We start from the raw sequence: 26,403 nt of genomic DNA on the forward strand, positions 1-26,403 counted from the left end.
GCGGCACCGACGTACGGGAACAGGCACGGGAGGCGAGGACCATGGGTAACGGGGCGCTCGACGGCGCGGTGATCGCGGTGGCCGGAGCGGGGGGACCCGCGGGGCGGGCCGCCTTGCTGCGCCTCGCCGAGGCGGGGGCGGTCGTGGTCGGCGCGGACAACGACCCGGAGCGGCTGGCGGAGGCCGTGGACGCGGCCCGCTACGCGCACGGCGGGGCGACGGTCGTCGGCGAGACCGTCGACCTGCTCGACCTCGACTCCAGCCGCGCGTGGGCCGCACGTATCGAGGAGGACTTCGGCCGGGTCGACGGCCTGGTCCACCTGGTCGGCGGCTGGCGCGGCAGCCAGACCTTCACCAAGACCAACCTGGACGACTGGGACCTGCTGGAACTGCTGCTGATCCGCACCGTGCAGCACACCTCCCTCGCCTTCCACGAGGCCCTCCAGCGCAGCGACCGCGGGCGCTACGTGCTGATCAGCGCCGCCGGCGCCAGCAAGCCCACCGCCGGGAACGCGGCCTACTCCGCCGCCAAGGCCGCCGCAGAGGCGTGGACGCTGGCCATGGGCGACTACTTCCGCAAGGCGGGGGGCGACCAGGGGCCGACGTCGGCGGCTGCGATCCTGGTGGTGAAGGCGTTGGTGCACGACGCGATGCGCGCCGAGCGCCCCAACGCGAAGTTCGCGGGCTTCACGGACGTCCGGGACCTGGCCGAGGCCGTCGCCGGGGTCTGGGAGAAGCCCGCCGCGGAAGTGAACGGAAGACGTCTGTGGCTGACCGAGGAGCGGTGAACCCCCCGAAGACCGACGCGCGACGCCATCACGACCCCGAGGTCCGCGGTTTCGCCAGCGACAACTACGCCGGCGCCCACCCGGAGGTGCTCGCCGCCGTGGCCCTGGCCAACGGCGGGCACCAGGTCGCCTACGGCGAGGACGCGTACACCGAGAACCTCCAGCGCGTCATACGCGGCCACTTCGGGGCGAGTGCGCAGGCGTACCCGGTCTTCAACGGCACCGGCGCCAACGTCGTCGCGCTCCAGGCGGTCACCGACCGCTGGGGCGCGGTGATCTGCGCCGAGAGCGCGCACATCCACGTCGACGAGGGCGGCGCCCCCGAGCGCATGGGCGGCCTCAAGCTGCTCACCGTGCCCACGCCCGACGGCAAGCTCACCCCCGAGCTGATCGACCGACAGGCGTACGGCTGGGACGACGAGCACCGTGCCATGCCGCAGGTCGTCTCGATCACCCAGAGCACCGAGCTGGGCACCCTCTACACGCCCGGCGAGATCCGCGCCATCTGCGAGCACGCCCACGCGCGCGGGATGCGCGTGCACCTGGACGGCTCGCGGATCGCCAACGCCGCCGCCGCGCTGGACGTCCCCATGCGGACCTTCACCAACGCGGTCGGCGTCGACCTGCTCTCCCTGGGCGGCACCAAGAACGGCGCGCTGTTCGGCGAGGCGGTCGTGGTGCTCGACCCGGACGCCGTGCGCCACATGCGGCACCTGCGCAAGCTCTCCATGCAGCTCGCCTCCAAGATGCGCTTCGTCTCCGTCCAACTGGAGGCCCTGCTCGCCAAGGACCTGTGGCTGCGCAACGCCCGCCATGCCAACGAGATGGCCCAGCGGCTCGCCGAGGGCGTGCGCGCCGTGCACGGCGTGGAGATCCTCCACCCGGTGCAGGCCAACGCGGTCTTCGCCCGGCTCCCGCACGAGGTGAGCCGGCGCCTCCAGGAGCGGTTCCGCTTCTACTTCTGGGACGAGACCGCCGGCGACGTGCGCTGGATGTGCGCCTTCGACACCACCGAGGACGACGTCGACGCCTTCGTCGCGGCCCTCAAGGAGGAGATGGCCCGCCAGTAGCGGCGACCGCCGCTGAGACGCATAGCGCTGCATAAGTATGCGATGGCCTGGAAAGTAATTGACTGCCGGGTGGTCGCGTACCTATGCTCCGCGGGCATGGAGCTGATCCAGAAGGACCCCGACCTGTCCGCGTACCTCGCCGCCGACGAGGCGATCGACCACGACCACCCCCGGGTGCGGGAGGTCGCGGAACGCCTCGCCAAGGAGGCGGAGGACTCGTATGACTATGCGCGGCGGGCCTTCGAGTCGGTCCGCGACACCATCCCCCACTCCCAGGACTCGGGGGACCCGCGCGTCACCTGGCGGGCCTCCGACGTGCTGGAGCGGCGTACCGGCATCTGCTACGCCAAGGCCCACGCCCTGGCCGCCCTGCTGCGCGCCGAGGACATCCCGGCGGCCCTGTGCTACCAGCGGCTCGACGTGGTGCACGGGCTGGTCGCCGTACGGTTCGACGGGGCGTGGCACCGGCAGGACCCGCGCGGCAACAAACCGGGCGTGGACGCCCGCTTCTCCCTCGGACACGAGCGCCTCGCCTTCACGCCCGACCGGGAGGCCGGCGAGGCCGACTACCCCGAGCTGTACGCCGCGCCGCACCCGGCGGTCCTGGCCGCCCTGAAGGCGGCCGACGACCGCGCGCACCTGTGGGCGACCCTGCCGACCGCCCTGTGACACGCCGACGCGGGCCCCGGCGGAGCTGCTGCCGGGGCCCGTGCGTCGACGAGGTGCGTGCCGGACCCCGCGACCCGCGGCGAGATCCGGAGGAAGGGCCTTACGCCAGGCGCAGTTGCTCGGGGGTCGGCGCGGTGCCGCCGAGGTGGGCCGGCATCCACCAGGTGTCGTCCGCGTTCCTCGGACGCACCGGGTAGGCGCGCTGAGCGGCCTCCAGCAGTTCCTGGACCCGCTCGCGCAGCCGCCGGGTGAGGGCGCCCGCGTACTGCTCGCGGGAAGCCTCCAGCGCCTCGCCCACGCGGATGGTGACGGGGATGTGGCTGCGCTTGAAGTTGCGCGGGTGCCCCTTGGTCCACAGCCGCTGCGTACCCCACACCGCCATGGGCACCAGCGGCACGCCCGCCTCCTGGGCCAGGCGCGCGGCGCCCGACTTGAAGCTCTTCAGCGTGAACGACTCGGAGATCGTCGCCTCCGGGAAGACCCCGATGATCTCGCCGGAGCGCAGCGAGTCCAGCGCGTGCGCGTACGCCGCCTCGCCGTTCTTGCGGTCGACCGGGATGTGCTTCATCCCGCGCATCAGCGGACCGGAGACCCGGTGCCGGAAGACCGACTCCTTCGCCATGAAGCGGACCAGCCGCTTCTGCGGCAGCGCCGCCAGGCCGTTGAAGATGAAGTCCAGGTAGCTGATGTGGTTGCTCACCAGCACGGCGCCGCCCGAGCGCGGGATGTTCTCCGACCCCCGGCAGTCGATCTTGAGGTCCCACACCTTGAACATGGTGCGGGCGAGACCGATGACCGGGCGGTAGACGAGTTCTGCCATGGGCGGGTCGGACCCTTCCGTGTCAGCCTGGGAAGGGGTCTCCCAGCCGAAAGTTACGCAGCCGTAGGTTTACGGCTTGTCGCCGATCGTGCCCCAAGAACGGCCGCGGAACCAGCCCCGGTGCCCGCTCACGGCGAGATACTCATCACGTCCACCGGGCCTCGGATGGCCGGAAGTCGACGGTGAGCCGGGAATCTTCGACGGCGCCCCCGCGCTGCACCTGGCGGACGGGAGAACACGCGGCACGCGCCCCCGAAGCGCCGCCGCGTCGGAAGAGTGAGGTGCAGGGGTGTCGGGACGGGACGACGGCAGACGGCTCGGCCCGGCCGAACTCGGCGCGGGCCTCGGTACCCGCGCCACGCTCGTGCAGTTCTCCAGCGCCTTCTGCGCCCCGTGCCGGGCCACGCGGCGGGTCCTCGCGGACGTCGCCGCCCTGGTCCCCGGCGTCGCCCACGTCGAGATCGACGCCGAATCCCGCCTGGAGCTGGTGCGCGCCTGGGACGTGCTCCGGACGCCGACCGTGCTGGTCCTGGACGCCGACGGCCGGGTCGTCCGGCGCGCGGCCGGGCTGCCCCGCAAGGCGGACGTCATCGCCGCCCTGGGCGAGGCCCTCTGATGTCACCGCGCATGGCGGGGAACCCCGGCCGGCCGCGTCGCCGGACCCCGGCTCCCGCCTTCTGCGGAGCCGTCGGGTTCCGGTTACGCTGCGTTGCGAAGGTCACAGTTCAAAGCGCTTGCTCAGCGGGAATGAACTGAGTGTACTGACGAGTAATATTTCGGTGGGGGCGCGGGCCGCCCCGACCGGGAACGGCCGCTTGGGGCGCCTATGCTGCCTGCAAGCAGGCAGCACTGAAATGACGATGCAGTAGGAGAGCCGGCGTGAGCTTGAGGATCGTTGTCACCGTGAAGTACGTGCCCGACGCCACTGGCGACCGGGGCTTCGCCGATGACCTGACCGTCGACCGTGACGATGTGGACGGTCTGCTCTCCGAGCTGGACGAGTACGCGGTCGAGCAGGCTCTCCAGATCTCGGAGAACTCCGACGACGACGTGGAGATCACCGTGTTGACGGTGGGTCCGGAGGACGCGAAGGACGCGTTGCGCAAGGCGTTGTCGATGGGTGCGGACAAGGCGATCCACGTCGAGGACGACGATCTGCACGGTACGGACGCGATGGGGACGTCGCTGGTGCTGGCGAAGGCGGTGGAGAAGGCGGGTTACGACCTGGTGATCTCCGGTATGGCCTCCACCGACGGTGTGATGGGCGTCGTACCTGCGCTGGTGGCCGAGCGTCTGGGCGTGCCGCAGGTGACGCTGCTGTCCGAGGTGTCGGTCGAGGACGGCACGGTCAGGGGCCGCCGGGACGGGGACGCGGCCTCGGAGCGGCTGGAGGCTTCCCTGCCGGCGGTGGTGTCGGTGACCGACCAGTCGGGTGAGGCCCGGTACCCGTCGTTCAAGGGGATCATGGCGGCGAAGAAGAAGCCGGTTCAGTCCTGGGACCTGTCCGATCTGGACCTGGACGGGGACGAGGTCGGCCTGGCGGGCGCCTACACGGCTGTCGAGTCGGCGCAGGAGCGTCCGGCGCGGACGGCGGGCACGGTCGTCAAGGACGAGGGCGAGGGCGGCAGGCAGCTCGCCGAGTTCCTCGCGGGCCAGAAGTTCGTCTGAGTCACCCCCCTTGTCCGGTCCGTCGACCGTTCCTCACATTCCGCTAGCAGGAGAGAAGAAGTCCCATGGCTGAAGTCCTCGTCTACGTCGACCACGTGGACGGTGCCGTCCGCAAGCCCACCCTGGAGCTGCTGACGCTGGCCCGCCGGATCGGTGACCCGGTCGCGGTCGCGCTGGGCAGCGGTGCCGCCGACACCGCCGCCGCCCTGGCCGGGCACGGCGCGGTGAAGGTCCTGACCCACGACGCCCCCGAGTACGCCGACTACCTCGTGGTCCCGAAGGTCGACGCCCTCCAGGCCGCCCACGCCCGGGTGTCCCCGGCCGCCGTGCTGGTGCCGTCGTCCGCGGAGGGCAAGGAGATCGCCGCCCGCCTCGCGCTGCGCATCGGTTCCGGGATCATCACCGACGCCATCGACCTGGAGGCGGGTGAGGAGGGTCCGGTGGCGACGCAGTCGGTGTTCGCGGCCGCGTTCACGACCAAGTCCCGTGTCTCCAGGGGTACCCCGGTCATCACCGTCAAGCCGAACAGTGTCGCCGTGGAGCAGGCCGAGGGTGCGGGTGCGGTGGAGGCGCTGGAGGTGTCCTTCTCCGCGCAGGCCACGGGGACGAAGGTGACGTCGCGGACGCCGCGTGAGTCGACGGGGCGTCCGGAGCTGACCGAGGCCGCGATCGTGGTCTCCGGCGGCCGTGGTGTCAACGGCGCGGAGAACTTCGCGGTGATCGAGGCGCTGGCCGACTCCCTCGGCGCGGCGGTGGGTGCCTCGCGGGCGGCGGTGGACGCGGGCTGGTACCCGCACACCCAGCAGGTCGGCCAGACCGGCAAGTCCGTCTCGCCCCAGCTCTACATCGCCGCCGGCATCTCCGGCGCCATCCAGCACCGCGCGGGGATGCAGACCTCCAAGACGATCGTGGCCGTCAACAAGGACGCCGAGGCCCCGATCTTCGAACTCGTCGACTACGGCGTCGTCGGCGACCTCTTCGACGTCGTCCCGCAGCTCACCGAGGAGATCAGGACCCGCAAGGGCTGAGCGCCTCTCCGGCTCCGCCCCGAGGCCCCCGCGACCGCTTCCCTGGTCACGGGGGCCTCGGCGTCGCCGCGGGCGGGGCGTCGACCCGGAGGGAGGCCGGCGGCAGCGGGGGCCGCGGGGGCCCCACCGGCACCGGTCAGCCGGCCGGCGGCAGTTCGCCGGAGCCGCGGGTGATCAGCCGGGTCGGCAGCACGATCCGCTCGGGCGTGAGCAGCGTGCCGTCGAGCTGGCGGAACAGCCGCTCGGCCGCGGTACGGCCGAGGGCCGCCGCGTCCTGCGCGACCACGGTGACGCCCGGCTGGAGCAGGTCGGCCAGTTCGATGTCGTCGAAACCGACCAGCGCGACCGGGCGGGTGTGCCCGGCCAGGACCCGGATCACGGTGACCGTCACCCGGTTGTTGCCCGCGAAGACCGCCGTCACGGGCTCCGGCCCGGTGAGCATCTCCTCGGCGGCCCGGCGCACCCGTTCGGGGTCGGTGACGCCCAGCGACATCCAGGAGTCCTCGACGGTTATCTCCGCGTCCTCCATCGCCGCCCGGTAGCCGCGCAGCCGCTCGGCGGCGGTGTGGATGCGGGGCATGTCGCCGATGAAGCCGATCCTGCGGTGGCCGTGCGCGATGAGGTGGGCCACGCCGTCGCGGGCGCCGCCGAAGTTGTCGGACACCACCACGTCCGCGTCGATGTGCCCCGCCGGGCGGTCCACGAACACCGTGGCCACCCCGGCCTTCACCTCGGGCTCCAGGTACCGGTGGTCGTCCCCGGCCGGGATCACCACCAGCCCGTCCACCCGCCGGGCGCAGAGCGCGAGCACCAACTCCTGTTCCCGCTCGGGGTCCTCCGCGCTGGACCCGTTGATCAGCAGGGCGCCGTGGGCGCGGGCCACCTCCTCCACGGCGCGGCTGAGCGGTCCGTAGAAGGGGTCGGCCAGGTCCTCCAGGACCAGTCCGATGCTGGCGGTGCGGCCCTTGCGCAGGACGCGCGCGCTGTCGTTGCGGCGGAAGCCGAGCGCTTCGATGGCCTCCTGGACCCGCCGTTCGGTCTCCGGGGTGACGCCGGGTTCCTCGTTGACCACCCGGGAGACGGTCTTGAGGCCCACCCCGGCACGGGCGGCGACGTCCTTCATGGTCGGGCGGCTGCCGTATCGGGTGCCGGGAAGGCGGTCCGCGCCACGGTGCGTGGCGGGTGAGGTGCGGTGTGCTGTCCTGTCGTCCACGGGTCTGCATCGGCTCCTGTCGTCCACCAGGATGCGGCGGTCATGCGTTTGTATGAGGATGTGGCGTCGAGCATAGAGCCTGGACAACGTTGTCAGATGCGGGAGACACTGTCCCCCGCACCTTCGGTCCGTCCCCCACCACCGGACCGGTCGCTGTTCGCGCTCGTGTTCCTCATATTCCTATTCGGTCGACGGGGAGATCCGACTCTGATGCACACCGATCTCGTGGCAGCGCTGGACATCGGCGGGACCAAGATCGCCGGGGCGCTGGTGGACGGCCACGGCCGGATACGGACGCGCGCCCAGCGCGCCACGCCCGCCCAGGAGGACGGCGAGACCGTGATGCGGGCGGTCGAGTCGGTGCTCGCGGAGCTGAGCGCGTCCCCGCTGTGGGACACCGCCTCGGCCGTGGGCATCGGCAGCGCGGGCCCCGTGGACGCCTCCGCGGGCACGGTCAGCCCGGTCAACGTGCCCGGCTGGCGCGACTACCCCCTGGTCCGGCGGGTCCGGGCCGCCACCGGGGGACTGCCCGTGGAGCTGATCGGCGACGGTGTGGCCATCACGGCCGCCGAACACTGGCAGGGCGCCGCCCGGGGGCACGACAACGCCCTGTGCATGGTGGTCTCCACGGGCGTCGGTGGCGGACTGGTCCTCAACGGCCGGCTCCACCCCGGCCCCACGGGCAACGCCGGCCACATCGGGCACATCAGCGTGGACCTGGACGGCGACCCCTGCCCCTGCGGGGCGCGCGGGTGCGTCGAGCGCATGGCGAGCGGGCCCAACATCGCCCGGCGGGCCCTCGACGACGGCTGGCTCCCGGGTCCGGACGGGGACGTCTCCGCCGCCGCCGTGGCCGACGCCGCCCGCCGGGGCGACCCCGCCGCCCTCGCCTCCTTCGCGCGGGCCGCGCAGGCGCTGGCCGCCGGCATCGCCGCCACCGCGACCCTGGTCGAGGTCGACATCGCCGTGGTCGGCGGGGGCGTGAGCCGGGCCGGCGAGGTGCTGTTCGCCCCGCTGCGCGAGGCCCTGACCCGGTACGCCACCCTCTCCTTCGTGCAGCGCCTGGCCGTCGTGCCCGCCCTGATGGGCACCGACGCGGGGCTGGTCGGCGCCGCGTCGGCCGCGCTCAGCCGGACGGCCGGCGTGACCGACGCGGGCGTCTGAGGCGGCCGGGACCCCACGGCGGGGCCCCGGCGTGGGTGGTTGGGCGTGTCGGCGTGGCCCCGGGTGGGTGCTTCGGCGTGTCGTCGCGGCATCGGGGTGTGAGGTCCGGCGTGTCGGCGGAGCCCCCGGGCGGGCAGCCGGCGTGTCGGCCGGGCCCCGGCGTGGGCGGGTCAGCACGTCAGCCGGGCCTCGGCCCAGTCGGCGTGGTCGGAGTCGATGCCGTCGCCGCCGTCGGTGACGACGAGCCGCACCACCTCGGCGCCGGTGACGTCGGCGGTGAGCCGCTGGGCCGGCATCGCGTTGGTCAGGACGCCGGTGGAGGCCACCTCCCTGTCGTCCGCCCAGAGGTGGAAGGCGACGGTCCCGGCGTCGCCCTTCTCGTCGTCCAGGCCGACCAGGGCGGTGACCTTCTCGCAGGCGCCGCCCGTGTAGTAGGCGACACGGCTCTCCGCGTGGACGCCGAGCCCGGTGCGGTACACCACGCCGCCGATGGTGAGCGGGTTGCCGTCGCCGGCGGCGCTCTCGCCGTTGCTGGTGTCGCGTTCGACGGGGCCCCAGCCGTTGGCGGCCGACAGCCAGGGCAGGGAGCCGAGTTCGGAGGTGCCCGGGGGCGGTGCCGTCACCACGGACGCGGTCAGCGCCAGCACGGTCTCGGCGCGGGCCCCGGGCGGGCCGTACCGCACCCTGACGGTGAGGTCGTAGGGGCCGGTGGGCGTGGACCGGGGCGGGGTGAGCGTCCAGGCAGTGCGCAGGGTCCGGCCGGCGGGCAGGGCCGGCGTGACCGACGCTCCGGTGGCCCGTATCCGCCAGCCGGCGGGCCCGTCCAGGGTCACCGAGACCTGCCGGGCCGCGGTGTTGCCCAGGTCGGTGACGGTGGTGGTCAACGTGGCGGGGGCGCCCGCCTCGACGAGTGCGCTCCCCTCCAGTCCGAGGGCGACGGCGGGCGGGTACTGCGCCCAGCCGGAGCCGGCGGCGACCCTCAGCAGGACGGTGCCGTGGGCCGGGACGGTGGCCGAGAGGCCGCCCGCGGTGTGGGTGGTGCGGTGCTGCCACAGGTCCCGCACGGTGTAGCCGCCCGCCTTGGGCAGGCCGACGGCGCCCGCGTCGGTGGTGATCCGCTGCGGTGCGTCGGACTCGTTGAAGAGCGCCACCGCCCGGCTGCCGTCCCGCATCTCCTTGGCGACGACCCACCGGCCGCCCTCGGAGGAGACCACCCGGCCCTGCCGGCCCAGGGGGTCCTGGTCGACGGCGACGACCTCCCGGTTGCCGAGGATCTCGAAGGTCTCCGGGGTCGCGGTGCGCAGGTCGGTGCCGATCAGCAGGGGAGCGGCCATGACCGCCCACATGGAGAAGTGGGTGCGGTACTCGGTGCCGGTCATGCCGCCGTTGCCGACCTCCAGCATGTCCGGGTCGTTCCAGTGGCCGGGCCCGGCGTGGCGGTCCAGGGGGAGGTTCTGTTTCAGGATCGACAGCATGGAGCCCCAGTCGTCGCTGATGTCGCCGGTGGTGCGCCACAGGTGCCCGACGTCCTCCGCCCACTTCCAGGGCTCGTTCTCGCCCCATTCGCAGATGCTGTAGACGATGGGCCGTCCGGTGGCGGCCAGGGCGTCGCGCATGGTGGTGTATCGCCGGACGGCGTCCACGCCCTCGTTGTGGCAGTTGTCGTACTTGAGGTAGTCCACGCCCCAGTCGGCGAACTGCCGGGCGTCGCCGTACTCGTGGCCCAGGGCGCCGGGGAAGCCGGCGTCGTTGCAGGTCTTGGTGCCCGCGCTGGTGTAGATGCCGAGTTTGAGGCCCTTGGCGTGCACGTAGTCGGCGAGTGCCCCGATGCCGTCGGGGAAGCGCGCGGGGTCCGGCACCAGCCTGCCGTCGGCGTCCCGCCGGGGCAGCGCCCAGCAGTCGTCGAGGTTGACGTACTCGTACCCGGCGTCCTTGAGGCCCTTGTCGACGATGAGGTCCGCGACGCCCTTCACCATCGCCGCGTCGAACTCGGCGCGGCAGTGGGTGGAGTTCCAGTTGTTGAAGCCCATCGGCGGGGTGAGGGCGAGTCCGTCGCCGGGTGGCGCGGCGGGTTTCCCGGGGGCGGCGGGCGCGGCCAGGGCGGGCGCGGCGAGCCCGGCGGCGCACAGCACGCCCGCGAGGAGCGCCCCGGCCAGGCGGGCGCGGGGCCGGTGGGGGGAAGGGCGGTATGTCATCACGTTCCTCCGATTCCGCGGCGGGTGGAACGGCAGGAGCCCGCACGGGCCGACATGGTCACGTCAGTCCGTGTGGGTGTTTACGTTAGGACGTGTAGGACTGTGTTGGAAGAGGGTGGGTGTTGGGGATTTTCGGCCGTCCGGGCGGTCGCTCGCGGGGGCACCCGTGACCCCGGGGGCGCCCCGCAGTTGATCCCGGCATGAAGAAGCGCAGCATGCTCGCCATCGCCTCCCTCGCCACCGGCTTCGTCGTCGCGGCCATCACCCCGTCGCACGCGGCCCCCGGCCAACTCCCGCTCTCCCTCGACGTCGAGGACACCCTCAGCACCGTCGAGCAGACCGTGGCGACCGACAGCCTTACCCTGGACGAGAACACCCTCGGGCAGCTCGGCGGCTGACCCGCACCACCCGTGGCCGCGGCGCCGGTGCCCCTCGTCCGGGGGCGCCGGCGCCGTTGTCACAGGTACTCAACTGCACCTGGTTTCCGTGGCAGGGTGAAACGGGCAAGCCACAGGGGGCCAACAGCAGAGGGGGAACCGTGATCGTCTGGATCAACGGTGCGTTCGGTGCGGGAAAGACGACGACCGCACGGGAACTGATCGACCTGATCCCGCACAGCACGCTCTTCGACCCCGAGGTGATCGGCGGGGCGCTCACGCACCTGCTGCCGCCCAAGCGCCTCGCCGAGGTGGGCGACTTCCAGGACCTCCCGGTCTGGCGCCGTCTCGTGATCGACACGGCGGCCGCGATGCTCGCGGAGTTCGGCGGGACCCTCGTGGTCCCCATGACCCTGCTGCGGCAGGAGTACCGCGACGAGATCTTCGGCGGCCTCGCCGCCCGCCGCATAGCGGTCCGGCATGTGCTCCTGGCCCCGGCGGAAACGATCCTGCGGGAGCGGATCGCCCGCCGGGAGGTCCCCCCGGACCCGCCCGAGGCGGAGCTGAGCGTCCGTCAGTGGTCCTACGACCACATCGAGCCCTACCGGGCGGCCCTCGCCTCCTGGCTCACCGCCGACGCCCATCCCGTCGACACCGGCGGCCTCACCCCGTACGAGGCGGCCGTGCGCATCGCGGACGCGGTCGGCGCCGGGACGGTGCCCGCCTGCGACATCGTGCAGACGCCCGAGCCGACCGCCGAGACCGTCGCCGCCGGTGTCCTCCTCTTCGACGAGCACGACCGGGTCCTCCTGGTCGACCCGACGTACAAGCCCGGCTGGGAGTTCCCCGGCGGTGTCGTGGAACCGGGCGAGGCGCCCGCCCGCGCCGGGATGCGCGAGGTCGCCGAGGAGACCGGCATCCGCCTCGACGACGTGCCCGCCCTGCTGGTCGTCGACTGGGAGCCGCCCCGGCCGCCCGGCTACGGCGGTCTGCGCCTGCTCTTCGACGGCGGCCGGCTCGGTGCCGCCCAGGCCGACGGCGTACTGCTGCCGGGGCCCGAACTGCGCGACTGGCGCTTCGTCACCGAGGACGAGGCCGCCGGCCTGCTGCCCCCGGTGCGCTACGAGCGCCTGCGCTGGGCCCTGCGCGCCCGCGAGCGCGGCGCCGCGCTGTACCTGGAGTCCGGGGTCCCCGTCGGCTGACCCCGCCCCCGCGCGGCCCGCCGGCCGCGACGGCGGTGGCCCCGCGCCGCCGAGGGGCGGGGCGGGGCCACCGTACGCGGGCCGCGACGGGCTCAGCCGGCCGCGTAGTTGCGCAGGAAGAGCGCCTCCGCCACCGACAGCCGCTCCAGCTCGTCGGGGCTGACGCTCTCGTCGACGGCGTGGATCTGCGCCTCCGGCTCGCTCAGGCCGATCAGCAGGATCTCGGCCCGCGGGTACAGCGAGGCGAGGGTGTTGCAGAGCGGGATCGAGCCGCCCTGGCCGGCGTACTGCATCTCCTCGCCCGGGTATGCCACGGCCATCGCCTCCGCCATGGCCTTGTACGCCGGGCTGCTGGTGTCGGCGCGAAACGCCTGGCCCTGGCCGACCTGTTCGACCTCCACCCGCGCGCCCCACGGCGTGTGCGCCTCCAGGTGCGCCCGGAGCAGTCCGGTGGCCTCCACGGCGTCCACGCCCGGCGGCACCCGCAGGCTCACCAGCGCGCGGGCGCCCGCCTGCACCGAGGGGGTCGCGCCCACCACCGGCGGGCAGTCGATGCCGAGCACCGTGACGGCCGGCCGCGCCCAGATCCGGTCGGCGACCGTGCCCGAGCCGATCAGGCCCACGCCGTCGAGCACCCGGGCGTCCTTGCGGAACTGCTCCTCGTCGTACTGGAGTCCGTCCCAGTGGCTGTCCCCGGCGAGTCCGTCGACGGTCGTGGAGCCGTCCTCGGCGCGCAGCGAGTCCAGTAGGCGGATCAGCGCGGCCAGCGCGTCCGGGGCGGCGCCGCCGAACTGGCCGGAGTGCAGGTTGCCTTCGAGGGTGTCGACGCGCACCCGGACCAGGGTCATGCCGCGCAGCGTGGTGGTGACCGTGGGCAGCCCGACCCGGAAGTTGCCCGCGTCGCCGATGACGATGGTGTCGGCCTCCAGCAGCTCCGGGTGCTGCTCGGCGTACCGCTCCAGACCGCCCGTGCCCTGCTCCTCGGAGCCCTCGGCGATCACCTTGACGTGCACCGGCACGCCGCCGTTCGCCTTGAGGGCGCGCAGCGCGAGCAGGTGCATGAGCACCCCGCCCTTACAGTCGGCGGCCCCGCGCCCGTACCAGCGGCCGTCGCGCTCGGTCAGCTCGAAGGGCGGCGAGGTCCAGGCGGCCTCGTCCAGCGGGGGCTGCACGTCGTAGTGGGCGTACAGGAGGACGGTGCGCGCGCCCTCGGGGCCGGGCAGGTGGCCGTAGACCGACTGGGTGCCGTCCGGTGTGTCGAGCAGGGCCACGTCCTGGAAGCCCTCCGCGCGCAGCGCGTCGGCGACCCAGCCGGCGGCGGCCTCGCTCTCCTCGCGCGGGAACTGGTCGAAGTCCGCCACCGACTTGAAGGCCACCAGGGCGGTGAGCTCCTCCTTCGCCCTGGGCATCAGCGAGGCGACGGTCTCGGCGACCGGGTTCGACGACATGGGCACGCTCCCTGTAGGTGCGACGTTGTACCGATGGGGTGGTGCGACCGGGTGCGGTCGCGTCCGCGCCGATCCTCCCACAGCGGCCTGCGACGATGCCCGCCGTAGGATGCGGGGGTCAAGTGCGGCAGACGTTGTGGATCGGAGCAGTAGACCATCGTGAGCAGCGAGAACTCTTCGGCGGACGACGAGCGTCGGGTCTGGGACGTCGTCGTGGTGGGCGCGGGACCGGCAGGGGCCTCGGCCGCCTACGCGGCGGCGGTCGCGGGACGGCGCGTGCTGGTGCTGGAGAAGGCCGAGCTGCCCCGCTACAAGACGTGCGGCGGCGGCATCATCGGCCCCTCGCGCGACACCCTGCCCCCCGGCTTCGAGCTGCCCTTCCGCGACCGCGTGCACGCGGTGACCTTCTCGCACAACGGCCGCTTCACCCGCACCCGCCGCTCCCGGCAGATGCTGTTCGGACTGGTCAACCGTCCGGAGTTCGACCAACTGCTGGTGGAGCACGCGCAGAAGGCCGGCGCCGAGCTGCGTACCGGGGTCACGGTGACGCGGGTCGAGCAGCACGGGTCGGCGGTGCCGGACCGGCGCACGGTCGCCGTGGTCCTCCAGGGCGGGGAGACGGTGCTCGCCCGCGCGGTCGTCGGCGCGGACGGCAGCGCGAGCCGGATAGGAGCCCACGTCGGGGTCAAGCTGGACCAGGTCGATCTGGGTCTGGAGTGGGAGATCCCGGTGCCGGAGACGGTCGCCGAGGACTGGCAGGGCCGCGTCCTCATCGACTGGGGGCCGATGCCGGGCAGTTACGGCTGGGTCTTCCCCAAGGGCGACACGCTGACGGTCGGCGTGATCTCGGCGCGCGGCGAGGGCGCGTCCACCAAGCGGTACCTGGAGGACTTCGTCGGCCGGCTGGGTCTGGCCGGCTTCGAACCGAGCGTCTCCTCGGGCCACTTGACCCGCTGCCGGGCCGACGACTCGCCGCTGTCGCGCGGCCGGGTGCTGGTGTGCGGGGACGCGGCCGGACTGCTGGAGCCGTGGACGCGCGAGGGCATCTCCTTCGCGCTGCGCTCCGGGCGGCTCGCGGGGGAGTGGGCGGTGCGGATCGCCGAGGCGCACGACGCGGTGGACGCCCGCAAGCAGGCCCTCAACTACGCCTTCGCCGTCAAGGCCGGGCTCGGTGTGGAGATGAGCGTCGGCAAGCGGATGCTGGCCATCTTCGCCCGTCGCCCCGGGTTGTTCCACGCGGCGCTGACCGGTTTCCGGCCCGCCTGGCGGGCGTTCAAGGACATCACGCAGGGCGGGACCACGCTGGGCGAGCTGATGCGCAGTCACCCCATGGCGCAGCGGGCGCTGGCCGCCATGGACCGGCGGCCCGCGGAGGCGGCGGAGGGCGAGGTCACTTCCCCCTGACCCGGATGCGGAAGACGGGGTGGTCGGGCGCGCAGGCGATGATCTCCTCGTCCGAGGAGCGGGCGGTGACGCCGCGGAAGTACGAGTCGACCTCCCAGCCCCAGCGCTCCAGGTAGGTCCGCAGGACGGGGAGCTTCTCCGCGTCGGGCAGCTCCTCGGCGGTGAACTTCCGCACCCGGCGTCCGACGCGCAGTTCCCCGCCGCCGGCCGCGCGCATGTTCCGCACCCACTGGGAGTGGCCTCGCGCGGAGACCAGGTACTGCCGGCCCTCGTAGGTGTGCGGGTTGACCGGGACGCGCTGGACGCGACCGCTGGTGCGGCCCCGTACGGACAGCTCGGCGGAGCCTGCCACGCTCACTCCGAGCCGGGCCAGCCGGCCGACCAGGCCGTTGAACCACGTGCTGATCCGGCCGCCCTTGAGGTAGTACGGCGATGACGTCATGGAGCACTCCTGACAGAGACACGGGTGAGGGGCGGAGGCAGGGGAGAGGCCCCCGTGGGAGAGCGCTGATCTCTTCTGTGAGCACTGCTCTCGTCCGGGTTCCAGTGTGCACGGTGACCGTGTCCCCGCGCAAGAGCGGTGCTCTCGTTTGTGTGCACCGCTCTGTTTCCGTGGAACACTGTCCCCATGAGCAGTACCGCACACGGCGCCCGAGCCCGCGCCCGGATCGAGGTCACCGCCGCCATCAAGGACGCGGCCCGCAGACAGCTCGCGGAGGAGGGTGCCGCCCGGCTCTCGCTGCGGGCGGTGGCCCGCGAACTCGGCCTGGCCTCCTCCGCCCTGTACCGCTACTTCCCGAGCCGCGACGAGCTGCTGACCGCCCTCATCATCGACGCCTACGACTCCCTCGGCGCCGCCGCCGAGGCGGCCCGCGACGCGGAGGCCGGCGCCCCGCCCGTCGCGCGCTGGGTCGCGGTGTGCGAGGCCGTCCGCCGCTGGGCGCTGGCGCACCCCCACGAGTGCGCCCTCATCTACGGATCGCCGGTGCCCGGCTACTCCGCCCCGCAGGACACCGTCCCCGCCGCCGCCCGGGTGGGCCGGGTCTTCTTCGCCCTCACCGCCGAGGCCCACCGGGACGGCGCCCTCGCCCGGTCGGACCTCCCCGCCGAGCTGGCGCCCGAGGCCGCGCGGATGGCCGCGGACCTCGCCCCCGACCTGCCTCCGGAGACGGTGACCGCGCTCGTCGCCGCCTGGGCCGAGCTGTTCGGGCTGGTCTGCTTCGAGGTGTTCGGACAGTTCCACCGGGTGGTGGAGGAGCGCGAGCCGTTCTTCCGCCACGCCGCCGAACGCCTCGCCCACGGGGTCGGCCTGCGCCGCTGACCGGCCGCCGCGCCCCGCGTACTCCCCAGGGAGTACGCGTGATCACCGCGCGCGGGGGACGCCGCCGGGCGGCACGGTGTCTAGCGTGGGGACATGGACGAGCAGCGCGAGCCCGCAGGCGGAGCGCCGCGGTGGCGGCCCGCGCCGCCGTGGGGCGGCCACCGGGACGACGGCACCCCCGCGCGCCGGTGGCCCTGGCCGAGCACGCTGCTGGTCACCGCGTTCGTGCTCGCCGGATCGCAGTTCGCCGCCCGCGCCCAGGAGGGTGAACGGGTCGCACTCGACCCCGCCGCCCGCGTACTGCTGCTGATCACCGGGCTCCTCCTGCTGTGGCGGCTGCGGCACCCGGCGGCCGTCGTCTGGGCCACGGCGGCCACCACCCTCGGCTACCTCGCCGCCGGTTACCCCTACGGCCCGGTGTTCCTCGCCTTCGCCGTGGCCTGTCTCGCCGCCGTCGTCGCCGGCCACCGCACGGCGGCCTGGTCCGCCGTGGCGGCCCTGTGGGCCGGACACCTGCTGCTCGCCCACTGGCTCTACCGATGGCTGCCGCCCGCGGGCGACTCCGCCGCCTCCTGGGGTACGGAACTGGCCACCGCCACCTGGGCGGTGGCGGTCGTCGCCCTGTCGGAGCTGGCCCGCGCCCGGCGCGAGCAGTGGGCGCGCGAACGGGCCGAGCGCGCCCAGGCCGCCCGGCGCCGCGCCGACGAGGAACGGCTGCGGATCGCCCGCGAACTCCACGACGTCCTCGCCCACAGCCTCTCCGTCATCCACGTACAGGCGGGCGTCGGCCTCGCCCTCCTCGACAGCGACCGCGAGCAGGCCCGGACCGCGCTGACCACCATCAAGGGACAGAGCAAGGAGGCGCTGGGCGAGGTGCGCCAGGTGCTCGACACCCTCCGGGCCCCCGGCGACGCCCCGCGCGCCCCGGCCCCGGGGCTGGACCGGCTGCCCGAGCTGGTGGAACAGGCCGCGAGCGCCGGCCTGACCGTCGAGGTCGAGGGCGAACCGCCCCGGCTGCCGCCCCACACCGGCGTCGCCGCCTTCCGCATCCTCCAGGAGGCCCTGACCAACGTCGTACGGCACTCGGGCTCCCGGCACGCGCGTGTCCGCTTCGCCCGCGAGGGCGGCGCCCTGAGCCTGCGCGTCGACGACGACGGGCCCGCGACCGGCACCGACGCCGGAGGCGGCGGCAACGGTCTGGCCGGCATGCGGGAGCGGGCGGCGGCCCTCGGCGGCACCGTCGAGGCGGGCCCCCGCCCCGACGGCGGCTTCCGGGTACGTGCGCTGCTGCCGCTCACCGCGAAGGAGGACGACCGGTGATCCGCGTACTGCTCGCCGACGACCAGTCGCTGGTCCGGGCCGGGTTCCGGGCCCTGCTCGACGCCCAGCCGGACATCGAGGTCGCGGGCGAGGCCGCGGACGGCGAGGAGGCGCTGCGGGTGCTCGGCGAGACGCCCGTGGACGTCGTCCTGATGGACATCCGCATGCCCCGCCTCGACGGTCTCGCCGCCACCCGCAGGATCACCGGGGACCCGGCGCTCGGCGCGGCGAAGGTGGTCATGCTCACCACCTTCGAACTCGACGAGTACGTCTTCGAGGCCATCCGCTCCGGCGCCTCCGGCTTCCTGGTCAAGGACACCGAGCCGGAGGAACTGCTGCGCGCCGTCCGGGCGGTGGTCGCCGGTGACGCGCTGCTGTCGCCCGGGGTGACCCGCCGCCTGATCGCCGAGTTCGCGGCCCGTTCCAAGGAGCCCGCCGCGGCCGACGCCCTGGCCCGTCTCACCGAACGGGAGCGGGAGGTGATGGCCCTCGTCGGCATCGGCCTGTCCAACGAGGAGATCGCCCGCCGCCTGGTCGTCAGCCCGCTCACCGCCAAGACCCACGTCAGCCGCACCATGGTGAAGCTCGGTGTCCGCGACCGCGCCCAACTCGTCGTCCTCGCCTACGAATCCGGCCTGGTACGGCCGGGCTGGCTCGGCTGATCCCGGCCGCTCAGCCGGCCGCCGCCCGGCGCGTGGCGAGGGCGATCACCACCGCCACCCCGGCCAGCGCCGCCACGCTGGTGAGCGCGGCCGGCAGCGAGAACCAGTCGGCCAGGAAACCGATCGCCGGCGGCCCGACCAGCATGCCGCCGTACCCGAGCGTGGACGCCACGGCGACGCCGCTGGGCCCGCCGAGCGCCCCCGCCCGCTCCACCGCGACCGGGAAGAGGTTGGCGAGCCCGAGGCCGGTGAGGGCGAAGCCGAACAGAGCGGGCCCGACGGACGGGCTGAGCGAGCCGAGCAGCATGCCGGCCACGGCCACCGAACCCCCGGCCACCACCGTGGGCGTCCGCCCCAGGCGCTCCAGCATCGTCGTGCCGGTGAGCCGGCCGGCGGCCATGGCGAGGGCGAAACACGAGTAGCCCGCCGCCGCCATACCGGGCGAGGCGTCGAGGTCCTGCGCCAGGTGCAGGGCACCCCAGTCCGCCATCGCCCCCTCCCCGTACGCCGTGCACAGGGCGATCAGGCCGAAGGTGACGACCAGGCGGCGCGTGCGGCGGTCGAGCCGGCGCGGGGCGGTGCCGGAGGCGGCCGGCGGCTCCGGCGGCACGGCGGGCTCGCAGCGCAGCAGGGTCCGCCCCGCGACCAGGGTGACCAGCAGGCCGATCACGGTCAGCCCGGCCAGGTGCCGCGTGGGCGACAGCGACCCGGCGACGAGACCGCCGAGGGCGGCGCCGACCAGCCCGCCCAGGCTGAAGGCGGCGTGGAAGCCGGGCATGAGGGGGCGTCGCACCACGGTCACCAGGTCGACGGCGGCGCTGTTGAAGGCCACGTTGATCCCGCCGTAGGCGCTGCCGAAGACCAGCAGGACGGCGCCGAGGGCGAGGGGGGAGTGGGTGAGCGGCGGCAGGGCGACGCTCAGGCAGAGCAGCACCGCGCACACGACGGTGACGGGATGGGTGCCGTAGCGGCGGCAGAGCCGGCCGGTCAGCGTCATGGTGACGACGGCCCCGGCCGACACGCCGAGCAGCGCGAGGCCCAGCGTGCCGGCGGAGGCGCCGGTCTGTTCCTTGATGGCGGGGATGCGGACCACCCAGCCGGCGAAGACGAAGCCGTCCAGGGCGAAGAAGGCGGTCAGGGCGATGCGGAGGCGGACGAGATGGTCGCGGGAACCCGGCACGACGGTGTGCGAACGGGTTTTGTTTATCAGCGGCACAAAGTCAGGCTAAGGGGGAGCCGCGGGCCGGGCAAGGGACGCGCTGCCTCGCCGTCCCCCTCCTGACCTCGGACGAGAGCACGGGAGGGACACGCGGGGACCCGGGGGGAGCACGGGCGCGCGCGGTGCGGGCGAGGCGGCCGGCGGAAAAACCGCTCGGCGACCCGCACCCGGTCGGCGATGCTGAGGGGATGGTGGAACGGGAGACCGCGGTGCGCGCCGTCACGGAGGAACTGGACCGCGCGTACCGGCAGGCGCGTGCGGCGGGCGCGGACCCGGAGCGCGGGGTCGTCACCCACGCCGTGGCGCACCCGCTGGTGTGGATCGTCCACGGGACCTCCGAGGCGCACGCCCGCACCGGCGACCCCCGCCGGATGCCGGTCGGCCACGGGCCGTACCTGGTCGACCGGACCGACGGCGGCCTGCACACCATCGGCGCCGTCGCCGCCGCGAGCGGCCGGTGGGAGGACGACCACCGGGCTCGCGTACGCGGGCTGCCCGTGCGCACCGCCGTGGACGACCTGCACGACGAGCTGCGCGCGTCGGCGGCCACGCGCGGGCGCGCGCACGCGGGGAGGCTGCTGCGGCACCGGGTGCCCGGCCTCTCCCCGGCCGAGACCGTCGCGTACGTCCACGCCCTGCACACCGGGGGCACGCCCGCCGCGCACCTCGTCGCCCGCGTGGCCGCCCACGTGGTGCCGGCGCCCGATCCGGTGCTCTCCGTCCGGACCGTGCGGCGGGGCTGACGTGCCCCCGGCGGGTCAGTCGCGGTGTGCGGCGATCAGCTCCCGGTACCAGTGGTAACTGTCCTTCGGCGTGCGCTCCAGGGTGTCGTAGTCGACGCGGACGATGCCGAAGCGCTTGCCGTAGCCGTGCGCCCACTCGAAGTTGTCCAGCAACGACCACACGTAGTAGCCCCGTACGTCCACGCCCGCGTCCATCGCGGCCCGCAGCGCGGTGAGGTGGTCGCGCAGGTAGGCGACGCGGTCGGTGTCGTGGACCGCGCCGTCGGCGGCCGGCACGTCGTCCTCCGCGGAACCGTTCTCCGTGATGTGGACCGGCGGCAGCGCGTCCCCGTAACGCTCCTTGAGGTCCACCAGGAGGTCGGTGAGGCCCTGGGGGACGACGGGCCAGTCCATGGCGGTGTGCCGGACGCCGGGCAGCCGCACCTCCGCGTAGCGGTTGTCCGTCGCCACCCGCCGCGCCGGGTCGGCCTCGCGGTGGGGGGCGTCGGCGACGACGATCGGGCGGTAGTAGTTGACGCCGAGGAAGTCCAGCGGACGGGAGATCAGCTCCAGGTCGCCGTCGTGCCGGAAGTCCGCGCCGGTGACCGCCTCGCCCCAGGTCTCCGCCTCCGTCCGCGGGTAGCGGCCCGCGAGGATCGGCTCGGTCCACACCAGGTTGTGCTGGGTGTCCGCGCGGGCCACGGCGGCGAGGTCGGCGGGGGAGTCGGTGGCGGGCAGGTTGCGGTCCAGGTTGAGCGTGATGCCCACCTCGCGCACCCCGGCCGCCCGCAGCGCCTCGACCGCCCGGCCGTGGCCGACGAGCAGGTGGTGGGCGGCGGCCAGCGCGCCACGCCCCTCGCGCGCGCCGGGCGCGTGGCGGCCCACCGAGTAGCCGAGGAAGGCGCTGCACCAGGGCTCGTTGAGGGTGATCCACCGCGGCACCCGGTCGCCCAGGTGCCCGGCGACGACGGCCGCGTACTCGGCGAACCGCTCCGCCGTCCGGCGCACCCGCCAGCCGCCCTGGTCCTCCAGGGCCTGCGGCAGGTCCCAGTGGTAGAGGGTGGCGGCCGGTTCGATGCCCGCCGCCAGCAACTCGTCCACCAGGCGCGAGTAGAAGTCCAGCCCCTTGGTGTTCACCGGGCCCGAACCGTCCGGCACGATCCGCGGCCAGGCCAGCGAGAAGCGGTACGAGTCCACGCCCAGGCGGCGCAGGAGCGCCACGTCCTCGGGGTAGCGGTGGTAGTGGTCGCAGGCCACGTCCCCGGTGTCGCCGCCCGTCACGCGGCCGGGCTCGTGGCTGTAGGTGTCCCAGATCGACGGGCCGCGACCGTCCTCCCGGGCGGCGCCCTCGATCTGGTAGGCGGCGGTCGCGGCGCCGAAGACGAACCCGGGCGGGAAGCCGGGGAGTTCACTCATGGTGTCGAGCCCATCTGTGAGTGCGGAGGCCAGGTGGTGAGCAGGTGGTGAAGCGCTTCGACAGGGGGAGTCCGGCCGCGTCGGACGGCGCGGCTCCCCGGGGCCGGACCGTCGGGTCCGGTGTGACGAGTCATACGTCACGCACCGGCCCGCGCGCCAGAGCGAGGCGCCGACGGGGCTCGATCCGGACGGGCGTCGATCCGCCCGCCGGCCGGGGCCGTACGCGATTCGCCCACCGCGTCGAAGCGCTTCACCAACGGTCACGGCGGCACGGCGGCAGGGCGGCAAGGCGAGGGGGCGGCGGGGCGGCGGGAAGGGTACGGACACGCCGTTCGGGTCGTCGTCCTCGGCCGTTCTCATGACGGCCCGCGCGTCGTCCTCACGCCGTCCCGGGGGCCGTCCCGCGCGCCGGGCGGAGCGGCGGGCCGCTCACGCGCCGGACGGCCCGCCGCTCCGCTCAGCCGACGATCGCGCCGAGGGCCGCCAGCAGCCGGTCCACGTCCTCCTCGCTGGTGTACGGCGCGAGCCCGACCCGTACGCCGCCCCCGTCGCCGAGGCCGAGCCGCCGCGACGCCTCCAGCGCGTAGAAGGAGCCGGCCGGCGCGTCCACGCCGTGCTCCGCCAGCCGCCGGTACACCTCGGCCGGGGCCAGGCCCTCGACGGTGAAGAGCAGCGTCGGCGTGCGCCGGGCGGCCCGCGAGTACACGGTGATCCCGCCCAGCTCCGCGAGCCCCCGCTCGATCCGCCCGCGAAGGGCGTCCTCGTACTCCTCCAGCGCCGTGAAGGCGGCGATCAGCCGCTGCCGCCGCCCGCCCCCGGCCCCCGGCGCCAGGTCCGCGAGGAAGTCGACCGCGGCACGGGCGCCCGCCAGCAACTCGTACGGCAGCGTGCCCAGTTCGAAGCGCTCGGGGACGGCGTCGCTGGACGGCAGCAGCTTGTCCGGGCGGAGCGTCTCCAGGAACTCCGGCCGCCCCGCCAGCACCCCGAGGTGCGGTCCGAGGAACTTGTACGGCGAGCACACCAGCGTGTCCGCGCCGAGCCCCGCCAGGTCGACGGCCGCGTGCGAGGCGTAGTGCACCGCGTCGACGTGCAGCAGCGCCCCCACCCCGTGCGTCAGGCGGGCGATGGCGGGCAGGTCGGGGCGGGTGCCGATGAGGTTGGAGGCGGCGGTCACCGCGACCAGCCGGGTGTGCAGGGAGAGCACCGCCTCGATGTGCCCCGGCTCCAGCTCCCCGGTGGCGGGGTCGAAGTCCGCCCGGCGCACGGTGGCCCCGGCCGCCTCGGCCGCCTGCACCCAGGGCCGGATGTTGGAGTCGTGGTCGAGGCGGGTGACGACCACCTCGTCGCCGGGGCCCCAGTCCTTGGCCAGCGTCCGCGACAGGTCGTAGGCGAGCTGGGTCGAACTGCGGCCGAAGACGATCCCGCGGGGTTCGACGCCGATCAGGTCGCCGAGGGCGGCGCGGGCCTCGGTGACGATGCGCTCCGCGTGGCGTTCGCCCTCGGTGACGGTGCCGCGGTTGGCCAGCGGGCCGGTCAGCGCCTCGGTGATCGCGTCGATGACGGGCTGCGGGGTCTGGGTGCCGCCGGGCGCGTCGAAGCGGGCGGTGCCGGACTTCAGGGCGGGGGTGCGCGCGCGGATCGCGGCGATGTCGAGGGCCATGTGCGCTCCAACCGAAAGCGGGGATTCCGGGCCTCATGATCGCAGCAGGACGGCGGGGTGAACAGGGACGGGAGGGGACGGATCAGGCGCCGGCCGGTGCCGTCCCCGTCTCCTTCTCCCGGCCGCCGGGGTGGCGGTGCCGCCAGATCCAGAAGACCGCCGTGGACAGCAGCGCCCACCCGCCCAGCACCAGGAAGGGGAAGGCGTGCTGGTGCCCCTGGAAGTACACCGCCGTGTGCTGGGCGTTGACCGACCCGCCCGGCGGCAGCCAGCGGCCGATCAGCCCCAGCGGCGACGGCAGCAGCGGCCAGGACACCGCGCCGCCCGATGACGGATTGCCCAGCAGCACCATCAGCCCCCAGGTCGGCAGCATCGCCCAGCGGCCGACGAGTGTGTTGAACATGGTGAACACCATGCCGCTGGTGAACAGGGTCAACGCGAGGATCAGCCACGACTCCGCGAACGGCAGATCGAGCGCGCCCAGCAGCCAGTCCACCGTCGCGGCGATGGCGAAGCCGCCGAGCAGCGCGTACGCCAGGGTGAACAGGATGCGCTCCAACGGCGTCAGCGTCCGGGCGTGCACGCTGAGCTGGATCGCCCCGACGAAGCCGATGATCACGGCGGCCAGGGAGATGTAGAAGATCGCCAGGCCCCGCGGGTCCCCCGGTTGCAGGGGGTTGATGTCCCGGACGGTGACCGCGACGCCGGTCTCGCGGCCCACGGCGGGGGCGGTGCCGCCCAGCACCTCGGCGACCGAGGCGCCGGACGCGCTGGACAGGTTCAGGACGACGGTCCGCCCGGCGTCGCGGACCTCGAAGATCGCGAAGACCTCCTGCTCCTCGACGGCGGCGCGTGCCCGCTCCACCGTCGGGTAGGGGTGGACCTTCACCGAGGCGTCGAGCGCCCGCTCCACCCCGTCCAGGAAGGCCCGGCCGCGCTCGTGCCGGTACGCGCCGACGACGGCCGTGGGGATCGAGCGCGGCGTCGGGTCCGCCATGGAGTAGGTGTACGACCCGGCGAACAGCCCGGCCGCCGCCGCGAGGATCAGCACCAGCACGGTGGCCGGCCACCACGGCGACGCGCGGAACGCCGACCACCGCTGCCCGTGCCGCGGCGGGGGGCCGGGACCGCCGGGGGAGGTGTGGGCCATATCCGGACGCTTTCGCAGACGGGACGTCAGGGTGGACCGGGGCGCGCGCCGGACACCCCGCTCCGCGCCGGAGCGCGGGGCGACCCTCAGACGTGGACGAGGGGGGTGTCCACCAGGTGCTCGGCCACGAACCACGCCTGGAGTTCGTTGGTGCGCACGACGTCCGAGACGAGGAGGTCGTTGGTGCCGTCGTCGCCGAGGTCCTGGGTGCGGGTCGCGGCGTCGTGGCAGTCGGCGAGGATCATCTCGTGCGCCTCCAGCAGCCGCGACAGCATCGCGGGCACCTCCTCCACGCCGTCCGGCGGGCGCGGCACGGTGGTGATCTCGGCGACGTGCCGGGGGTCGCCGACCGCGACGCCGCCGAGCGTCTGGACCCGCTCCGCGATGGTATCGATCAGTTCGAGCTGCTCCCCGGCGTGTTTGTCGAGCAGCAGGTGGAGCTGGTAGAAGGTCGCCCCGCGCATGAGCCAGTGATACTTCTTGTACAGGTCGTGCAGGATGCGGGTGTCCGCGAGGACCTTGTTGAGCCGCTGGCAGGAGTAGAGACGGGTCTCCATCGACAGCGCCACCGGGAACTGCTTGACGGTGCCGAACTCCTGGATGGTCCGGCCCTGCTGGTGCAGCCAGGGCTGGCTGCCGTCCGAGTGGGGGTGCGGGGCCGACGGCCTGGGGCTGTTCACGCCTGAACTCCTTCCGGAGAGGACAAGGGAGTGCGCCGGCGCGATACGACCGGCTCCGTCCCCCCTGCGACAGTCGACCAGCGGTGTGCCGGGCGCGCAAACGCTGGCACCCGGGCGGCGGGCCCGTGCTACGCCGGGCGGTGGGCCTCCGACGCGCCGGGCGTGCGGGGCCGGGCGCGCGCCGGTCCACGCGCCGGTCCGCGTCTCGTACGGGCCGGGGCCTCGGAGTCGGGCGACCTGTGAGGGTGGGGGCCGCGGGGGCCGCGGGGGCGGCGCGGGCCGCGCCGAGAGCGGGCCAGGATAGCCGTTCACGTCCTGGACACCACCGTGAGCGCGGAGTTGACGACCCGTTGGGGTGAGAGAGGTGTGAAGCGGTGGCCGGAACGCGCATCATCTTGTCATGCACCTGCGGCCCGAGGGGCGGGCCGCGGTCTCATGGAGGTATGGGATGCACCGAAGAGTCGCCACCGCGCTCGCCGCCTCGGCCCTGGCCCTGACCACCGTCGTCGCCTCGGCCGCCGTCGCCACCGCGGCTCCCGCCGACAAGGCGCAGGTCCTCTCGAACTGGACCCAGACCAGCGCGTCGAGCCACGACACCTGGGTCGCGGCGCGGGCCAACCAGGCCGCCTGGGGCGCGTACGAATTCGACTGGTCGACCGACTACTGCTCGTCCTCTCCGGACAACCCGTTCGGCTTCCCGTTCAGCACCTCCTGTGCGCGGCACGACTTCGGCTACCGCAACTACAAGGCCGCGGGCTCCTTCAGCGCCAACAAGAACCGCCTCGACAGCGCCTTCTACGAGGACCTCAAGCGCGTCTGCGCCCGCTACACCGGCGGCACCAAGACCACCTGCGACGGCACCGCGTGGACCTACTACCAGGCGGTGCGGGCCTTCGGCTGACACGCCCACCGTGACCGAGTGTCAGCGGGTACTCGTATGAGTACCCGCTGATACTTTTGCGCGCATGCACGCCCTCGATGTGCTCGCGGACCCTCCGCGCCGCCGCCTGCCCGGACCGCTCGCCGACGGCGAGCCCGCCCCGGAAGCTCCCGGTGCCCTCGTCCGCGGCGTGTCCGGGATATCCGGGACCGGGGTGGAGCGGACCTGAGCGCGCGGCACGACACCGGCTCCGCGGGGCGACCGGCGTGCGCCCGCCGTCGACGCCGGCCCGCCGGGGGAGGCCGACGCCCCCCGGCACCACCGCCG

Annotated in this window: 26 protein-coding genes; 16 read left to right on the forward strand and 10 right to left on the reverse strand. The window is 74.0% G+C overall.

Translation table 11 applies throughout. The annotated features are described in order from the left end of the window. Positions 1-41 precede the first annotated feature (41 nt). The 3 genes from J5Y05_RS09550 (at position 42) to J5Y05_RS09560 (ending at position 2,527) form a co-directional block, all read left to right on the forward strand. Positions 42-788 carry an SDR family NAD(P)-dependent oxidoreductase gene (locus J5Y05_RS09550; RefSeq protein ID WP_210871413.1) on the forward strand — a complete coding sequence of 249 codons (747 nt, stop codon included), beginning with the start codon at positions 42-44 and terminating at the stop codon, positions 786-788. Beyond that, positions 785-1,858, forward strand: a complete 1,074-nt coding sequence (locus J5Y05_RS09555; protein WP_210870310.1) for a threonine aldolase family protein — start codon at positions 785-787, stop codon at positions 1,856-1,858. The genes J5Y05_RS09550 and J5Y05_RS09555 overlap by 4 nt, the downstream gene beginning before the upstream one ends. A 96-nt stretch (positions 1,859-1,954) precedes the next feature. Next, on the forward strand, positions 1,955-2,527 hold the full coding sequence (locus J5Y05_RS09560) for a transglutaminase domain-containing protein (protein ID WP_210870312.1): 573 nt from the start codon (positions 1,955-1,957) through the stop codon (positions 2,525-2,527). Positions 2,528-2,627: 100 nt separating this feature from the next. Here the strand turns inward: J5Y05_RS09560 and J5Y05_RS09565 are convergent, their stop codons facing one another. Beyond that, entirely contained in the window at positions 2,628-3,347 is a 720-nt protein-coding gene (locus J5Y05_RS09565; protein WP_210870314.1) for a lysophospholipid acyltransferase family protein, read from the reverse strand. Between the two features lie 289 nt (positions 3,348-3,636). Here J5Y05_RS09565 and J5Y05_RS09570 point away from each other — a divergent pair, with 289 nt between their 5' ends. The 3 genes from J5Y05_RS09570 to J5Y05_RS09580 all read left to right on the forward strand — a co-directional run bounded on the left by J5Y05_RS09570 (position 3,637) and on the right by J5Y05_RS09580 (position 6,043). Further along, positions 3,637-3,963 carry a TlpA family protein disulfide reductase gene (locus J5Y05_RS09570; protein WP_210870316.1) on the forward strand — a complete coding sequence of 109 codons (327 nt, stop codon included), beginning with the start codon at positions 3,637-3,639 and terminating at the stop codon, positions 3,961-3,963. A 263-nt stretch (positions 3,964-4,226) separates the two neighbouring features. Continuing rightward, positions 4,227-5,015: an electron transfer flavoprotein subunit beta/FixA family protein gene (locus J5Y05_RS09575; protein WP_210870318.1), complete on the forward strand. Its 789-nt coding sequence runs from the start codon at positions 4,227-4,229 to the stop codon at positions 5,013-5,015. 65 nt (positions 5,016-5,080) lie between these two features. Continuing rightward, positions 5,081-6,043 carry an electron transfer flavoprotein subunit alpha/FixB family protein gene (locus tag J5Y05_RS09580; protein ID WP_210870320.1) on the forward strand — a complete coding sequence of 321 codons (963 nt, stop codon included), beginning with the start codon at positions 5,081-5,083 and terminating at the stop codon, positions 6,041-6,043. Positions 6,044-6,179: 136 nt separating this feature from the next. On the opposite strand, the gene J5Y05_RS09585 is transcribed toward J5Y05_RS09580, so the two are convergent. Next, positions 6,180-7,256, reverse strand: a complete 1,077-nt coding sequence (locus tag J5Y05_RS09585; RefSeq protein WP_210870322.1) for a LacI family DNA-binding transcriptional regulator — start codon at positions 7,254-7,256, stop codon at positions 6,180-6,182. Between the two features lie 210 nt (positions 7,257-7,466). On the opposite strand from J5Y05_RS09585, the gene J5Y05_RS09590 reads away from it, so the two are divergent. Beyond that, entirely contained in the window at positions 7,467-8,420 is a 954-nt protein-coding gene (locus tag J5Y05_RS09590; protein ID WP_210870324.1) for an ROK family protein, read from the forward strand. A gap of 170 nt (positions 8,421-8,590) precedes the next feature. Here the strand turns inward: J5Y05_RS09590 and J5Y05_RS09595 are convergent, their stop codons facing one another. Continuing rightward, positions 8,591-10,615: an NPCBM/NEW2 domain-containing protein gene (locus J5Y05_RS09595; RefSeq protein WP_210870326.1), complete on the reverse strand. Its 2,025-nt coding sequence runs from the start codon at positions 10,613-10,615 to the stop codon at positions 8,591-8,593. A 200-nt stretch (positions 10,616-10,815) separates the two neighbouring features. On the opposite strand from J5Y05_RS09595, the gene J5Y05_RS09600 reads away from it, so the two are divergent. Both J5Y05_RS09600 and J5Y05_RS09605 read left to right on the forward strand, forming a co-directional pair. After that, positions 10,816-11,013, forward strand: a complete 198-nt coding sequence (locus J5Y05_RS09600; RefSeq protein WP_210870328.1) for a hypothetical protein — start codon at positions 10,816-10,818, stop codon at positions 11,011-11,013. A 140-nt stretch (positions 11,014-11,153) separates the two neighbouring features. Then, positions 11,154-12,194 carry an NUDIX hydrolase gene (locus J5Y05_RS09605; protein WP_210870330.1) on the forward strand — a complete coding sequence of 347 codons (1,041 nt, stop codon included), beginning with the start codon at positions 11,154-11,156 and terminating at the stop codon, positions 12,192-12,194. A gap of 92 nt (positions 12,195-12,286) precedes the next feature. On the opposite strand, the gene J5Y05_RS09610 is transcribed toward J5Y05_RS09605, so the two are convergent. Then, positions 12,287-13,642, reverse strand: coding sequence for a dipeptidase (locus J5Y05_RS09610; protein WP_210870333.1), 1,356 nt, complete (start codon positions 13,640-13,642; stop codon positions 12,287-12,289). 159 nt (positions 13,643-13,801) lie between these two features. On the opposite strand from J5Y05_RS09610, the gene J5Y05_RS09615 reads away from it, so the two are divergent. Further along, positions 13,802-15,046 carry a geranylgeranyl reductase family protein gene (locus J5Y05_RS09615; RefSeq protein WP_210870335.1) on the forward strand — a complete coding sequence of 415 codons (1,245 nt, stop codon included), beginning with the start codon at positions 13,802-13,804 and terminating at the stop codon, positions 15,044-15,046. Here the strand turns inward: J5Y05_RS09615 and J5Y05_RS09620 are convergent. Then, entirely contained in the window at positions 15,033-15,488 is a 456-nt protein-coding gene (locus J5Y05_RS09620; RefSeq protein ID WP_210870337.1) for a nitroreductase/quinone reductase family protein, read from the reverse strand. The two genes, J5Y05_RS09615 and J5Y05_RS09620, sit on opposite strands and share 14 nt — an antisense overlap. Before the next feature lie 186 nt (positions 15,489-15,674). Between J5Y05_RS09620 and J5Y05_RS09625 the strand changes: the two genes are divergently transcribed. From J5Y05_RS09625 to J5Y05_RS09635, 3 genes are all read left to right on the forward strand, one after another. Next, positions 15,675-16,367 (forward strand): TetR/AcrR family transcriptional regulator, encoded by a 693-nt coding sequence (locus J5Y05_RS09625; protein ID WP_210870339.1) that lies wholly within the window; start codon positions 15,675-15,677, stop codon positions 16,365-16,367. Positions 16,368-16,460: 93 nt separating this feature from the next. Beyond that, entirely contained in the window at positions 16,461-17,687 is a 1,227-nt protein-coding gene (locus J5Y05_RS09630) for a sensor histidine kinase (RefSeq protein WP_210870340.1), read from the forward strand. Further along, positions 17,684-18,349 carry a response regulator transcription factor gene (locus tag J5Y05_RS09635; RefSeq protein ID WP_210870342.1) on the forward strand — a complete coding sequence of 222 codons (666 nt, stop codon included), beginning with the start codon at positions 17,684-17,686 and terminating at the stop codon, positions 18,347-18,349. The genes J5Y05_RS09630 and J5Y05_RS09635 overlap by 4 nt, the downstream gene beginning before the upstream one ends. 10 nt (positions 18,350-18,359) lie before the next feature. On the opposite strand, the gene J5Y05_RS09640 is transcribed toward J5Y05_RS09635, so the two are convergent. Continuing rightward, complete coding sequence (locus tag J5Y05_RS09640) at positions 18,360-19,529, reverse strand: MFS transporter (protein WP_210871415.1); 1,170 nt, start codon at positions 19,527-19,529, stop codon at positions 18,360-18,362. Between the two features lie 227 nt (positions 19,530-19,756). Between J5Y05_RS09640 and J5Y05_RS09645 the strand changes: the two genes are divergently transcribed. Beyond that, positions 19,757-20,311: a YrhB domain-containing protein gene (locus tag J5Y05_RS09645; RefSeq protein ID WP_210870344.1), complete on the forward strand. Its 555-nt coding sequence runs from the start codon at positions 19,757-19,759 to the stop codon at positions 20,309-20,311. A gap of 15 nt (positions 20,312-20,326) precedes the next feature. Here J5Y05_RS09645 and J5Y05_RS09650 read toward each other — a convergent pair whose 3' ends face one another. The 4 genes from J5Y05_RS09650 to J5Y05_RS09665 all read right to left on the reverse strand — a co-directional run bounded on the left by J5Y05_RS09650 (position 20,327) and on the right by J5Y05_RS09665 (position 25,196). Continuing rightward, entirely contained in the window at positions 20,327-21,706 is a 1,380-nt protein-coding gene (locus J5Y05_RS09650) for a GH1 family beta-glucosidase (RefSeq protein ID WP_210870346.1), read from the reverse strand. Between the two features lie 457 nt (positions 21,707-22,163). Next, complete coding sequence (locus J5Y05_RS09655) at positions 22,164-23,366, reverse strand: cysteine desulfurase-like protein (protein WP_210870348.1); 1,203 nt, start codon at positions 23,364-23,366, stop codon at positions 22,164-22,166. Between the two features lie 82 nt (positions 23,367-23,448). Then, complete coding sequence (locus tag J5Y05_RS09660) at positions 23,449-24,516, reverse strand: ABC-2 transporter permease (RefSeq protein WP_210870350.1); 1,068 nt, start codon at positions 24,514-24,516, stop codon at positions 23,449-23,451. A gap of 86 nt (positions 24,517-24,602) precedes the next feature. Further along, on the reverse strand, positions 24,603-25,196 hold the full coding sequence (locus J5Y05_RS09665; protein WP_210870352.1) for a Dps family protein: 594 nt from the start codon (positions 25,194-25,196) through the stop codon (positions 24,603-24,605). Positions 25,197-25,644: 448 nt separating this feature from the next. On the opposite strand from J5Y05_RS09665, the gene J5Y05_RS09670 reads away from it, so the two are divergent. Both J5Y05_RS09670 and J5Y05_RS09675 read left to right on the forward strand, forming a co-directional pair. After that, the gene (locus tag J5Y05_RS09670; protein WP_210870354.1) at positions 25,645-26,097 is read left to right on the forward strand and encodes a phospholipase; all 453 of its coding nucleotides are present in this window, start codon (positions 25,645-25,647) and stop codon (positions 26,095-26,097) included. Between the two features lie 64 nt (positions 26,098-26,161). After that, positions 26,162-26,305, forward strand: coding sequence for a hypothetical protein (locus tag J5Y05_RS09675; RefSeq protein ID WP_210870356.1), 144 nt, complete (start codon positions 26,162-26,164; stop codon positions 26,303-26,305). Positions 26,306-26,403 lie beyond the last annotated feature (98 nt).

Source organism: Streptomyces tagetis, assembly GCF_018069565.1.
Lineage (GTDB): Bacteria > Actinomycetota > Actinomycetes > Streptomycetales > Streptomycetaceae > Streptomyces > Streptomyces tagetis.

What these genes read in the sequence shown, in the direction of transcription:
- J5Y05_RS09610 (WP_210870333.1), bottom strand. Translation starts at nt 13,642, where the DNA reads ATGTCGTCGAACCCGGTCGCCGAGACCGTCGCCTCGCTGATGCCCAGG.
- J5Y05_RS09625 (WP_210870339.1), top strand. Translation starts at nt 15,675, where the DNA reads ATGAGCAGTACCGCACACGGCGCCCGAGCCCGCGCCCGGATCGAGGTC.
- J5Y05_RS09620 (WP_210870337.1), bottom strand. Translation starts at nt 15,488, where the DNA reads ATGACGTCATCGCCGTACTACCTCAAGGGCGGCCGGATCAGCACGTGG.
- J5Y05_RS09645 (WP_210870344.1), top strand. Translation starts at nt 19,757, where the DNA reads ATGGTGGAACGGGAGACCGCGGTGCGCGCCGTCACGGAGGAACTGGAC.
- J5Y05_RS09655 (WP_210870348.1), bottom strand. Translation starts at nt 23,366, where the DNA reads ATGGCCCTCGACATCGCCGCGATCCGCGCGCGCACCCCCGCCCTGAAG.
- J5Y05_RS09550 (WP_210871413.1), top strand. Translation starts at nt 42, where the DNA reads ATGGGTAACGGGGCGCTCGACGGCGCGGTGATCGCGGTGGCCGGAGCG.
- J5Y05_RS09595 (WP_210870326.1), bottom strand. Translation starts at nt 10,615, where the DNA reads ATGACATACCGCCCTTCCCCCCACCGGCCCCGCGCCCGCCTGGCCGGG.
- J5Y05_RS09580 (WP_210870320.1), top strand. Translation starts at nt 5,081, where the DNA reads ATGGCTGAAGTCCTCGTCTACGTCGACCACGTGGACGGTGCCGTCCGC.
- J5Y05_RS09600 (WP_210870328.1), top strand. Translation starts at nt 10,816, where the DNA reads ATGAAGAAGCGCAGCATGCTCGCCATCGCCTCCCTCGCCACCGGCTTC.
- J5Y05_RS09630 (WP_210870340.1), top strand. Translation starts at nt 16,461, where the DNA reads ATGGACGAGCAGCGCGAGCCCGCAGGCGGAGCGCCGCGGTGGCGGCCC.
- J5Y05_RS09660 (WP_210870350.1), bottom strand. Translation starts at nt 24,516, where the DNA reads ATGGCCCACACCTCCCCCGGCGGTCCCGGCCCCCCGCCGCGGCACGGG.
- J5Y05_RS09565 (WP_210870314.1), bottom strand. Translation starts at nt 3,347, where the DNA reads ATGGCAGAACTCGTCTACCGCCCGGTCATCGGTCTCGCCCGCACCATG.
- J5Y05_RS09650 (WP_210870346.1), bottom strand. Translation starts at nt 21,706, where the DNA reads ATGAGTGAACTCCCCGGCTTCCCGCCCGGGTTCGTCTTCGGCGCCGCG.
- J5Y05_RS09590 (WP_210870324.1), top strand. Translation starts at nt 7,467, where the DNA reads ATGCACACCGATCTCGTGGCAGCGCTGGACATCGGCGGGACCAAGATC.
- J5Y05_RS09560 (WP_210870312.1), top strand. Translation starts at nt 1,955, where the DNA reads ATGGAGCTGATCCAGAAGGACCCCGACCTGTCCGCGTACCTCGCCGCC.
- J5Y05_RS09675 (WP_210870356.1), top strand. Translation starts at nt 26,162, where the DNA reads ATGCACGCCCTCGATGTGCTCGCGGACCCTCCGCGCCGCCGCCTGCCC.
- J5Y05_RS09670 (WP_210870354.1), top strand. Translation starts at nt 25,645, where the DNA reads ATGCACCGAAGAGTCGCCACCGCGCTCGCCGCCTCGGCCCTGGCCCTG.